We start from the raw sequence: 12,188 nt of genomic DNA on the forward strand, positions 1-12,188 counted from the left end.
CGGCAACCCCAACCCCCACCCCGGGCACGGGGAGCCTCGCCAACCTGGCGCGGGTTCCGTGGGATGGAGGCCCTGCTTACTGGGCAAAGTTCCCTGGCGCAGCGAAGCTCAACAACCCCAACCTGTTCCCGGTCAGCGTGTATTACGGCAAACCTGAGCACGCCACCCAGTTGAAGGACATTGGGGTCAACGTTTATCAGAACGCCGAACATGATGGCTCCACGATGGCGTCCATTACGAATACGGGAATGCTGGTCATCGCCGGCACGGAATGGTCCCGCACCGAAGTGGGCAGTAACCCTGGTGTGGTCGGTTGGGACACGTACGACGAGTGCGACATGCTCGGGCTGGGCTGCAACGGCTCAACCTACGCGCAGAACCTTCAACAGATGCAGAACAAAGTGGCCCAGATCCGGGGATTCAACGACGCTAGGTTTGCTTTCGCGAACTACTCCAAGGGCATCCTGGGCACTTATTGGGCACCGGGGCTGATGGACGACTTCATGGCCACCGTTGACGCGGCATCCGTGGATAACTACATGTACACGCGGGCGGATCTGCAGGACGAGTTGAACCGGACCCCGGCGTGGCCGCAGGGCGCAAAGACGGCGACATCGGCGGCCTATGGTTGGCAGATTGACCAGATGCGGAAGTTCCAGTCGGCACCTGGCATCCATCCGAACTGGATTTTCGTTGAGTCGGCTAAACCGTTCCTGAATGCCTCCAATGACCGCACCATCACGCCCGAACAGATGGAGGGAGCTATGTGGTCCGGCATCATCCACGAGGCACGCGGGATCAGCATTTTCCAGCACAACAACAACGGCCAGGCAGGGTTCGGGACGTATTCACTGGTCCAGGCGCCGGCTGATCGCAAGGCGAAGATCAAAGCCGCACTCGCTGGTATCCAAGCCCTCGCTCCTGTCCTCAATACGCAAAGCTATGTGTGGAACGCGGGCGCCACGGGTACGGACACGATGCTCAAAGCCAAGGACGGCAGCGCCTACCTCTTCGCCGGCATCGGTGTGAACGGGGCGACCGGTGCGAAGACGTTCACCCTTCCTGCCGGGATCACTGGCTCGCAGGTGGAAGTGGTGGGCGAGAACCGCAGTATCCCTGTCCGAAACGGAAAGTTCACGGACTCGTTCGCCAACGAGTACACGCATCACATTTACAAGATCATGATCTAGGAAGCGTCTCGGCCGCCGGCAACGAAGTCGCTGCAAAGCCGCGAAATCGCCGGAACGTTCCCTGCGAAATGGAAGCGTTCCGGCGATTTCGCGCGCAGAGCAAGCGGAAGCTACCCCGCTACCAACTTCCGCGCCGCCGCCGAGTGCTCAGCGATGAGTCCGGCCACGTCCAAGCCCGGAATCGCACCGTCAACCACGCGCCACTGCCCGCCCACCATTACGCGGTCGGCACGGTCCGCACCGCACAGCAACAACGCAGCGACGGGGTCGTGGCTGCCGGAGAAGCGCAGCTCGTCAGGCTTGAACAGGGCCAGGTCCGCCTGGAGCCCGGGTGCCAGCTGCCCGATGTCGGAGCGACCCAAAACCGCAGCCGACCCACGCGTTGCCCAGCCCAGGGCACGCTCCACGGGAACGGAAGCGCCGTAGCGGAGTCGCTGCAGATACAGTGCCTGCCGTGCCTCGAGGATCATGTTCGAAGCATCGTTCGACGCCGATCCGTCCACTCCCAGCCCCACGGGAACTCCCGCTGCTTCAAGTTCCAGGACGCGGGCGGTCCCGGAGGCCAGGCGCATGTTGGAGGTGGGGCAATGCGCGACGGCGGTGCCCGCGGCTCCGAGTCTGGCGATCTCCTCGTCGTTGAAGTGGATCCCGTGACCCAGCCAGGTACGGTTTCCCAACCAGCCCACGGACTCCAGGTAGTCCACGGTCCGCAGCCCGAACATGGATTTGCAGAAGTCTTCCTCGTCGATGGTTTCGGCAAGGTGGGTGTGCAGCCGGACGTCGAAGCGTTCGGCCATGGCGGCGCTCTCGGCCATGATTTCCTTGGTCACCGAGAACGGTGAGCACGGGGCAAGCGCGATCTGAACAACAGCCCCATCACCGGTTTCGTGGTACTCGCGGATGAGCCGTTCACTGTCCGCCAGAATCGCCTCAGGCGACTGGACCGTGGTCCTGGGCGGCAGCCCGCCGTCGTCCTCTCCCAACGTCATGGACCCGCGGGTCAAGGTGGCCCGCATTCCCATGGAGCGCACGGCCGCCACCTCGATATCGATGGCGTCTTCCATGCCGTCGGGGAAGAGGTAGTGGTGGTCGGCAGCGGTGGTGCAGCCGGAAAGCAGCAATTCGGCCAGCGCAACCTGCACGGCAAGCTCGAGGCTGCGGGGCGTCAACCGTGCCCACACGGGGTACAGGTTCTGCAGCCAGGGGAACAGGGGAGCGTTGGCCACGGGTCCCCAGGCGCGGGTGAGGGTTTGGTAGAAGTGGTGGTGCGTATTGATGAGCCCGGGGAGAACCACGTGGGAGGAGGCGTCAAAAACGGTGGCGGGAGAAGAGGGCTGCCCGCCCGAAGGTACCAGCTCTACGATTTTCCCGTCGGAAACCACCAGGCCGCCACCGGCGTCGAGGTCGTTTGCGGTGAAAATTCCCAGCGGATTCTTGATCCAAAGACGGGTCATAACAGGTTCCTTGTCTGGTCGGCGTGTACGCGTTCCAGCTCAGTTAGGCCCTGTCTGCTGATCCAGGTTGCCGGGCCGTCAGAACGCGGCCCAGTCCGAAAAGCGTAGAATGCTCGACGGCGGCAGTCAACGCCCGCCGGGCGCCCACAGTCACATTCGGCCAGCATCCAGCAGGTAAATGTAATTTCGCATTACGAAATTAAATTTTCAAAAAACTATGGCGCGGCTCACAAACCCGGTGCTACGCTCTAACTGCCAAAGGCGGGCACCCGGACCTCGGGAAGCTATCTACCAGGCGCAACTTAACCTTCATCGCACATGCTGAAGCCTGGTAACCAAGCTAACTGGAGCTCTTCTCTGTAGCGCCCCCAAACAGGTCACCTGGCTTCCTCAGCACTAAGGAAGTCGCAACATGAGTACAACCGTCACGGCCGAGCAATTCCTGGCCACATCCATTGAGCTGGCAACAGCCAATGTCCTCAACAGTGGTGGCCCCTTCGGCGCCGTCATTGTCACCGCGGACGGACGAGCCTTCGAAGGCGTCAACCGCGTTACCGCCACGAACGATCCCACCGCACATGCAGAAGTCACGGCCATCCGTAACGCCTGCCGCGAACTGGGAACCTTCGATCTGAGCGGTGCAACCCTCTACACCAGCTGCGAGCCATGCCCCATGTGCCTGGCCTCCGCACTCTGGGCACGCGTTGACCGCGTGTTCTTTGCCGCAGACCGTCACGACGCCGCATCCGTCGGCTTCGACGACGCCGTCTTCTACGAGTACTTCGAGAACGATAACCGGGACGCGCTGATGCCGGTAGCCAAGCTGGAACTGGGCGACCCCCAGGCTCCGGCGGCCCTCCAGCCGTTCAACACATGGAACACGCTTGATTCCAGGATTGACTACTAGGGCCCGGTGGCTGACATGACAATCCTGGATAATTCCGCTGAGAAGCAGGCTGCGCTCTTTCCCCAAGGAGACGGCGCAGAGCCCACAGCGGCAAAGCACACGGCAACCGGCCTGGCAGATGGCAACAAGAAGCCCCCGGTGTCGAATTCCTTCCTGGACAAGTTCTTCCAGATCTCCAAGCGTGGCTCCACGTTGGCCCGTGAATTCCGCGGCGGCCTGGTCACCTTCTTCACCATGGCGTACATCGTCATCCTGAACCCGCTCATCCTGGGTGGCTTCTCGGCGGACAACGCTCCGGTTGATGTCGCGGGCGGCTGGCTTTCCGCAGCGCAGGTGGGTGCCGTTACGGGCCTCACCGCCGGCGTCATGACCATCGTTTTCGGCCTCGTGGCCAACCTGCCTTTCGGCCTTGCTGCCGGCCTGGGCATCAACTCCTTCCTCGCCGTCGCGGTGATCCAGGAAGTCACGTGGCCAGAAGCCATGGGCCTGGTGGTCATCAACGGCATCCTGATTGTCCTCTTCGGCGCCACCGGTGCCAGAACGGCGATCTTCAAGGCAGTCCCCAAGGAACTTAAGGCTGCCATCACCGTGGGCATCGGCTTGTTCATTGCCTTCATCGGCTTCGTCGACTCAGGTTTTGTTCGCGCCACCACGGGCGGCCCGCCGGTCCAGCTCGGAGACAACGGCTCCATCACCTCCATCCCCACCCTCGTCTTTATCGTCGGACTGCTGACCATGGGCATCCTCGTGGCACGCAAGATCCAGGGCGGCCTGCTGATCGGCATCGTCGCCACCACCGTCCTCGCCGCAGTTGTCGAGGCAGTGTTCCACATCGGTCCCGGCAGCGCCGACAACCCCGGTGGCTGGCACCTCAACGTCCCCATCCTGTCGAGCCAACTCGTTTCGGTCCCGGACCTGAGCCTGGTGGGCCAGTTCGATCTCTTCGGTTCGTTCGCCCGGATCGGCGGATTGGCCGCGACGATGCTGGTCTTCACCCTGGTGTTCACCAACTTCTTCGACGCCATGGGCACCATGACGGGCCTGGCCAAGAGCGCAGGCGTGGCACACAAGGACGGCACGTTCCCCAAGCTGAAGTCGGCCTTCATCGTTGAAGGCATGGGCGCAGTGGTGGGTGGCGCAACCTCCGGTTCGTCCAACACGGTGTACATCGACTCCGCAGCCGGCATCGGTGAGGGCGCACGCACCGGCCTGGCCTCCGTGGTCACCGGCCTCCTGTTCCTGGGCTCGATGTTCTTCACCCCGCTCACCTCGGTGGTGCCGCTGGAAGTAGCTGCTGCAGCACTGGTGGTGGTGGGCGCAATGATGATGGCCCAGATCCGGGAGATCAAGTTCACCAAGTTCTCCATCGCACTCCCTGCGTTCCTGACCATCGTGACCATGCCGTTGACCTACTCCATCGCCAACGGCATCGGCGTCGGCTTCATCTCCTTCGCGGTGATCAGCGCGGCGTCGGGCAAGGCCAGGAAGGTCCACCCGCTCATGTGGGTGGTCACGGCAGGCTTCATCATCTACTTCGCCCGCGGCCCAATCAACGCCCTGATGGGTGTCTGACCCGGAGCCCCACCCCGTGCCGGCGGGTCATCCGGCACTCCGATCGACGGTCCGTCGGAACCCACCGCACGAATAGGCGTCCGCCGTCGTCGTCCCTTTCAAACAGGCACGACGGCGGGCGGCGGCCCTGATGATTCAGGGACGGGCACCGACGCTCCGTCAGGGAACGGGGGCAGGGAGATGAAGCCCTTGCCCCCGTTCCTATGAACTCTTACCCATTGAACTCTTACTGACTTAGCCGCGACTTCCCCTCAACAACCTCTGGAAATGAGAATATGAGGCAAGATCGCGCACTGCTCCGGCCGGGCCACCCGGTTGGGACACCTGGAATAAGGATGTGTTGCCATGCTGGATCTGATGCCTTCTTTGGGCAGCTGGCGGCCTGCGGTCTCTGGCCAACTGTGTGCCGTGGCCACGATCGTAGGGACTGGTGGCTCCGTGCCACGGCCCATGGGGACCTCCATGTTGGTTTCCGAACACGGCGAAATCCTGGGTAGCTTGTCCGGAGGTTGCGTCGAAGGCGCCGTCGTGGAGGCGGCGCTGGAAGCAATGCGCGACGGCGGCCCGCGCCTGGAGTCGTTCGGCTACAGTGCCGAGGACGCGTTCGCCGTCGGACTCACCTGCGGGGGTGAGCTGGAAGTCCACATCCAGCCACTGGGAGCCGGCTCTGCGGAGCTTTCTGTTTTTACTGGGCTTTCATCCTTCCAAGGCCGATCCTCCACAGCACACAACGCGGAAGCCCCAGCCTCCATGGCACTTATCCGCAGGCTCGGTGCCGGTGGAGGAGTAGTTGTCGTCAACGATCCTGTGCGGTTCCGCGCCATGGAATCTGAGGAGCTGGCCAAGCTGGTGGGCGACCACCCTGCCACTCTCTTTGCAGCGGCCGCCCAAGTGGAGCCGCTGCTCCAGGGTGGACGTGCCGGGTTGGTCCGGCTCGCACCGCCGGAGGGCTGCATCGATGGCTGGGTCACTACCGACAGGTGGGCTGCCGAGAGCCAGGAAGAAGATACCCAGCCAGAGCCCATCACCTTGTTCGTCGAAAGCCGCTTGCCTGCCGCACGGATGCTCATCTTTGGTGCCAACGACTTCGGCGCAGCGTTGCTCCCCGCCGGACAACTTCTCGGCTACAACGTCACCCTCTGCGATGCCCGGCCCGCCTTCGCGCAGCAGGGCCGCTTCGCCGGAGCCGATCAGGTGGTCACCGACTGGCCGCATCGCTACCTGGAAACCGAGGCAGCAGCACGCCGCATCGACAACCGGACAGTGGTGTGCGTCCTGACCCACGACCCCAAGTTCGACATCCCGCTGCTGGAAACGGCCTTGCGCTTCAACCTGGCGTACGTCGGTGCGATGGGATCCCGTCGCAGCCATCGTCAACGAGTTGATGCGCTGCTTGAAGCCGGGACAACTCCGGAGGCACTTGAACGCCTGCACTCACCGATCGGGTTGAACCTCGGCGCTGTGACTCCCGCGGAAGTAGCGGTCTCCATCACGGCGGAGATCATTGCGGAGCGCGTAACGGCCGTCCCAGCCGGCGGCGGCGATAAGTCCAGCGGGTTCCCCTCCCTCAAGGACAGCACGGGCCCCATTCATCCGGCGCCGATTCACCCAGTACCCCAATCCCTCACTCAGGAGGACCCATGGACATGAACACCATCGAGGCCGTGGTGCCCACCACGGATCCGGCACTTTGGCGGGACGGCGATGCCTGGTTGGCGGGAGGTACCGTCCTCTTCTCCTACGGAAGCACGGTTCTCAAGCGCCTCCTGGATCTCGGAGAAGCCAACTGGCCCGCAATCACCGTGACAGGCGCGGGCATCGAGCTTGCAGCTACGTGTACTGTGGCCGAGCTCTACGCCCTGCCGCAGACCGCCGAGGCAGCAAGCCGCGAATGGCCTGGCCTTGCACTGATCCGCCCTTGTTGTGACTCCTTCGTGGCATCCTTCAAGATCTGGAACATGTCCACCGTGGGTGGCAACCTATGCACCGGCCTGCCGGCCGGGCCCATGACATCGTTGTGCGCCGGACTCGACGGAGTGGGGACCATCCTCAGCCCGGACGGCACCAGCCGCACCGTCCCAGTGAGCGACTTTGTGACGGGAGATATGCAGACCGTCCTGGCGCCGGGGGAGTTGCTGCGCAGCATCCACCTGCCGGCACACGCGCTTTCAGCCCGCGTCGCCTTCCGGCGGCTGTCGCTGAGCAACCTCGGCCGCTCCGGCGTTCTGCTGATCGGCCGGCTCGACCCCGACGGCAGCTTGGTCATCACCGTGACCGCCTCCACCAAAAGGCCAGTGCAGCTGCGGTTCCCCGCCGGGCAGGTTCCCGACGCCGGGACGTTGGCTGACGCCGTCGGCGATTCCATTCCGTGGCCCCTGTACCACGACGACATCCATGGCCTGCCGGCGTGGCGCCGTGACATGACGTTCAAGCTGGCCGAGGAGATCCGGGCAGAGCTGCTGGGCGAGTCAATGACCGTGTCCGGCGATTTCTGGCCGCCACACAACACCTCGCCCCAGCCATCCACGCAGCCCGCACCATCCAACACCCAGCAGAAGGAGGCCCCGAATGGCAATTGAGATCAACGGAACTGCCTCGCAGGCCACACCCCGCCCCGGCCAATGCCTCCGCACGTTCCTCCGCGAAGAGGGCAACTTCGGCGTCAAGAAAGGCTGCGACGGCGGCGACTGTGGAGCCTGCACCGTCCACGTTGACGGCACGCCCGTGCACAGCTGCATCTACCCGGCCGTCCGTGCCGAGGGCAAAGCCGTCACCACCATCGAAGGCCTGTCCAAGGACGGGCAACTCCACCCTGTGCAGGAACAGTTCAGTGAAGGACAGGGCTTCCAGTGCGGATTCTGCACCGCCGGAATGATGATGACGGCCGCCACGTTCGACGACGAGCAACGTGCCAACCTGCCCCGAAACCTCAAGGGCAATCTCTGCCGCTGCACGGGTTACCGCTCCATCGCGGATGCGGTTTGTGGTCACGGAAGCGATCACGAGCACGACGCCGGAGCCGATGTTTCCGGGGCTCAGTCACCTGGCGCTGCGGGAACCCCCGCCGTGGAAGCCACTCCCGGCCAGCTCGGCGACAACGTCCCCGCCCTCGCCAGCAACGCCGTGGTGACCGGAACTGCCAGGTACGCCCTGGATGTTCCAGCGGAGCAGCTCCCTGGTTTGTTGCATTTGAAGCTCCTGCGTTCGCCGCATGCGCACGCCCGGATTGTGTCCATCGACAAGGCTCCGGCACTGGCCGTGCCGGGTGTCGTTGCTGTGTTCACGCACGAGGACGCACCGCAGCAATTGTTCTCCACAGCCCAGCACGAGAACTTCACCGATGACCCCGACGACACCCGCGTGCTGGACAACGTGGTCCGTTTCATTGGGCAGCGGGTTGCGGCCGTCGTGGCCGATTCGGTGGGTGCGGCCGAGGCCGGTGCCCGCGCGCTGGCTGTTCAGTACGAACTCCTGGCGCCGGTGTTCACTCCCCAGGAAGCCATCCTTCCCGGCGCTCCCGCGATTCACGGTGAGAAGGACGGTGAAGCGTCCCGGATCTCCAGGCCGCATCACAACGTGGTGGCGGAAGTGCATGCCGAGCTAGGCAGTGTTGCAGATGGCTTCGCGGCCGCCGACTTCATCCACGAGCACACTTACCAGACTCAGCGGGTGCAGCACGTGGCCATGGAAACTCACGCGTCCATCGCTTGGTTGGATGAGGACGGCAGGCTGATTGTCCGTTCGTCCACCCAGGTTCCGTTCTTGGTGAAGCGGACGTTGAGCCGGTTGTTCAATCTGCCGCCGGAGACCGTCCGCGTTGTGGCCGGGAGGGTTGGCGGTGGTTTTGGTGGGAAGCAGGAAGTCCTCACCGAGGACCTGGTGGCCTTGGCCGCGCTGAAGCTCCGCCGGCCAGTGCAGCTCGAGTTCACCCGTACCGAGCAGTTCACCGCCACAACGACCCGTCACCCGTTCACTATCAAGCTCAAGGCGGGTGCCAGCAGGGACGGCTACCTCACTGCGCTGCAGCTGGACGTCCTCACCAACACCGGCGCCTACGGAAACCATGCTCCCGGAGTCATGTTCCATGGCTGCGGCGAGTCCCTGGCGGTCTACAAATGCGTCAACAAGAAAGTTGACGCCCACGCCGTCTACACCAACACCGTTCCCGCCGGCGCCTTCCGCGGCTATGGGCTGAGCCAGATGATCTTCGCGATCGAGTCGGCCATTGATGAGCTTGCCGTTGGCATTGGCATGGATCCCTTGGAGTTCCGGCTCAAGAACATGGTCCGGCCCGGTGACCACATGCTGTCCACTACGCCGGAGCCCGAGGAAGACGTTCACTACGGAAGCTACGGACTGGACCAATGCGTGGCCTTGGTGCGCGATGCCCTGGATCGTGGCAAGGAACGCTACCGTGCTGCCGGGCTCGATGACCTTGGCCCCGAATGGGTCGTTGGCGAAGGTTCCGCGCTCTCCATGATCGACACCGTCCCACCCCGCGGCCACTTCGCCCACACCCGGGTGAGCCTGGAAGCGGACGGAAGGTTCGCCGTCGACGTCGGTACTGCGGAATTCGGGAACGGCACCACCACTGTGCATGCGCAGCTGGCTGCCACTGCGCTGGCGACAGCAGCTTCCAAGGTGACCGTTCGCCAGTCCGATACCGACCTCTTGGAGCACGACACCGGCGCGTTCGGCTCGGCTGGAACCGTGGTGGCAGGCAAGGCGACACTCGGAGCAGCGCTGGAACTCGCCACCCGGATCCAAACGGTCGCCTCTTCGCTGACGGGAGCGGCCTTGGCGGATTGCCGTTTGGTGGACGGAGCCGTTGAGTGCGGAGACCGCAGGGTGACGCTGACCGAAATTGTCGACGCCGCCAGGCTGCAAGGCGTCCGGCTCGCCACCGATGGCAACTGGGGAGGAACGCCGCGTTCCGTGGCATTCAACGTGCATGGCTTCCGCGTTGCCGTCAATACGGGTACCGGTGAGCTGCGGATCCTGCAGAGTGTGCAGGCGGCGGACGCCGGTGTGGTGGTGAACCCGCGACAGTGCCGTGGACAGATTGAGGGTGGCATTGCGCAGGCGCTCGGTGCGGTGCTGTACGAGGAAGTGAAAGTGGACGACGCCGGACGGGTCACCACGGACATCCTGCGTCAGTACCATATTCCGTCGTTCGCGGACGTGCCCCGCAGCGAGGTGTATTTCGCCAAGACCAACGACTCCACTGGCCCGCTGGGCGCCAAGTCCATGAGCGAGAGCCCCTTCAACCCCGTCGCCCCTGCGTTGGCCAACGCGATCCGCAACGCAACCGGCATCCGTTTCGGAGAGCTGCCCATCGCGCGGGACAAGATCTACCTGGCCCTCCGCGACCGCACCACGGCGCCCGTCTAACCCAACTGAGTCGCAGATCAGGCCGTTTTGAGCTCTCAAAACGGCCTGATCTGCTACCTACTTGGGTGAGACGGGGAGCTCCATGAACACGCTGTTCGGGTCCAGGGTGTAATCGGCAAACGGCGGGCACTCGGTGAAGCCGTGCCGCGCATACAGTCGGCGGGCGGGTGCGAAGTAATCCTCGGTCCCCGTTTCCAGGCTGAGGCGTTCCAAGCTGCGACTCCGGGCTTCGGCCACGATGTGCTCAAGCAGCAGGGTTGCCACGCCGCGTCCACGGGCGCTGGCCGTGGTGCGCATGGACTTGATCTCTGCATGCCCGTTGGAGAGCGTCTTCAACGCACCGCATCCCAACAAAACCCCGTCCTCGCGGGCTGTCCAAAACGTGATCGACTCGTGCGACAACGCCGAGTGGTCCAAGGCATGCACGCTTTCCGCGGGCGATGTGGCGAACATGTCGGCCAAGTGTTCGCTGAGGAGCTGGTGGACATCGGGGCGTGCGGGATCGTCGAGTGCGATGCGGATCATGGACCCTAATTTACCGCGCTGCTACCCGTCCAGAAGATGCAGCTGATCCTTCGTGTCCAGGTCTGCGCCCGAGCAGAGGTCGCTGCAATCCACCAGGTCCACCAGGCCCGGATGCGCCTTGAGGAACGAACGCGCGCCCGTGTCGCCATTGGCCGCTTCCGCGGCCTGTTCGCGAAGCCCGACGTCGAAAATCACCGGGTGCCGACGCTTCAGGTGGCCTGACTCGTCAGGGTAGGCGGCTGCGGTGACCCGACCGGGACGGTGGCTGCCCAGCAGCCTGCTCACCGCCGTCGGGGTCAAACCGGGTTGGTCCACCAGTGCAACCATGATGCTGTTGCCGGGGGCGGCGGCGTCGATGCCCGCACGGAACGATCCTGCCATGCCCTTGGCCCACTTTTCGTTCTCGACCACCACATGTGTGCCCAGATCCGTGACGCTTCGAATGTGGTCGGCTTCAGCTCCGAGAACCACCACAACCTCGCGGCAGCCGCCGTCGAACAAGGTGTCGGCCAACACTTCCACCAGCGTGCGCCCACGGAAGGGGAGCAGCGCCTTGGGGCCACGGCCCAGGCGCGTGCCGGCGCCCGCAGCGAGCAGCACGCCCGTCACAGGGGCCATGCCGGAGTCAGTCATATCCTCACGATACGCGCGGGGTTCCATGCGGTCTGTAGCTCCTCGAATGCTTTCAAAGAGATCTACCGATATCGGTTGTAAATTACCGATCAGTAGGGCTTTTGATGGTCTGAAATGGCCGTTAGGGTCGGGGGGAGAGTTATGAAGTCAGCTCGATACGCAGCGACGCGCGAGGGACAGGGGAAAATGGCCGGTAGTTTCGAGATTCTCAAAGCAGGTACCAACTCATTCCGATTCCGGCTCACAGCCGAGGACGGAACGGTTGTGGCAGTGTCGCCACAGTTTCCGAATTTGAAGGCCGTTGTGGCCGGTATCAACGCAGTCCGCGAGAACGCGGCAACAGGCTTTGTCGTCGACAGGCGGAACCTGGGCACCTAGTACGAAACCCAGCAAAATGACAGTTGGGGGGGGGGGGGGGGGGGGGGGCGGAGCCCCCCGCGCGGTTTTTTGTGGTGTTGTTGTGTGTGGGGGGGGGGCCGGCCGGGGGGGGGGGGGGGGGGGGGGGGGGGGGGGGGG

General features: G+C 63.9%; 10 protein-coding genes. 7 read left to right on the plus strand and 3 right to left on the minus strand.

The window, feature by feature from the left end:
* The coding region (locus LN996_RS22255; protein ID WP_231343258.1) for a hypothetical protein at positions 1 to 1,190 on the plus strand (1,190 nt) is incomplete at its 5' end.
* 110 nt (positions 1,191 to 1,300) lie between these two features.
* Here the strand turns inward: LN996_RS22255 and LN996_RS22260 are convergent.
* Positions 1,301 to 2,644: an 8-oxoguanine deaminase gene (locus LN996_RS22260; protein ID WP_231343259.1), complete on the minus strand. Its 1,344-nt coding sequence runs from the start codon at positions 2,642 to 2,644 to the stop codon at positions 1,301 to 1,303.
* Positions 2,645 to 3,056: 412 nt separating this feature from the next.
* On the opposite strand from LN996_RS22260, the gene LN996_RS22265 reads away from it, so the two are divergent.
* The 5 genes from LN996_RS22265 (at position 3,057) to LN996_RS22285 (ending at position 10,514) form a co-directional block, all read left to right on the plus strand.
* Positions 3,057 to 3,551, plus strand: coding sequence for a nucleoside deaminase (locus LN996_RS22265; RefSeq protein WP_017200639.1), 495 nt, complete (start codon positions 3,057 to 3,059; stop codon positions 3,549 to 3,551).
* A gap of 15 nt (positions 3,552 to 3,566) precedes the next feature.
* Complete coding sequence (locus LN996_RS22270) at positions 3,567 to 5,123, plus strand: NCS2 family permease (RefSeq protein WP_269215890.1); 1,557 nt, start codon at positions 3,567 to 3,569, stop codon at positions 5,121 to 5,123.
* A gap of 345 nt (positions 5,124 to 5,468) precedes the next feature.
* A complete protein-coding gene (locus LN996_RS22275; RefSeq protein WP_231343261.1) occupies positions 5,469 to 6,773 on the plus strand; it encodes an XdhC family protein in 1,305 nt (434 codons plus the stop codon).
* Entirely contained in the window at positions 6,764 to 7,702 is a 939-nt protein-coding gene (locus tag LN996_RS22280) for a xanthine dehydrogenase family protein subunit M (protein WP_231343262.1), read from the plus strand. The genes LN996_RS22275 and LN996_RS22280 overlap by 10 nt, the downstream gene beginning before the upstream one ends.
* Positions 7,692 to 10,514 carry a molybdopterin-dependent oxidoreductase gene (locus LN996_RS22285; RefSeq protein ID WP_231343263.1) on the plus strand — a complete coding sequence of 941 codons (2,823 nt, stop codon included), beginning with the start codon at positions 7,692 to 7,694 and terminating at the stop codon, positions 10,512 to 10,514. Before LN996_RS22280 ends, LN996_RS22285 begins: the two co-directional genes overlap by 11 nt.
* 57 nt (positions 10,515 to 10,571) lie before the next feature.
* Here LN996_RS22285 and LN996_RS22290 read toward each other — a convergent pair whose 3' ends face one another.
* Together LN996_RS22290 and nboR are read right to left on the minus strand one after the other, a co-directional pair.
* The gene (locus LN996_RS22290; RefSeq protein ID WP_231343264.1) at positions 10,572 to 11,039 is read right to left on the minus strand and encodes a GNAT family N-acetyltransferase; all 468 of its coding nucleotides are present in this window, start codon (positions 11,037 to 11,039) and stop codon (positions 10,572 to 10,574) included.
* Positions 11,040 to 11,060: 21 nt separating this feature from the next.
* Positions 11,061 to 11,699: a nicotine blue oxidoreductase gene (gene nboR / locus LN996_RS22295; RefSeq protein WP_231343265.1), complete on the minus strand. Its 639-nt coding sequence runs from the start codon at positions 11,697 to 11,699 to the stop codon at positions 11,061 to 11,063.
* Between the two features lie 159 nt (positions 11,700 to 11,858).
* Here nboR and LN996_RS22300 point away from each other — a divergent pair, with 159 nt between their 5' ends.
* Positions 11,859 to 12,050 (plus strand): DUF1508 domain-containing protein, encoded by a 192-nt coding sequence (locus tag LN996_RS22300; RefSeq protein WP_044569301.1) that lies wholly within the window; start codon positions 11,859 to 11,861, stop codon positions 12,048 to 12,050.
* The last annotated feature ends 138 nt before the right edge of the window (positions 12,051 to 12,188 follow it).

Origin of the sequence: Arthrobacter sp. AK01 (genome assembly GCF_021109375.1) — a bacterium.
GTDB lineage: Bacteria > Actinomycetota > Actinomycetes > Actinomycetales > Micrococcaceae > Arthrobacter.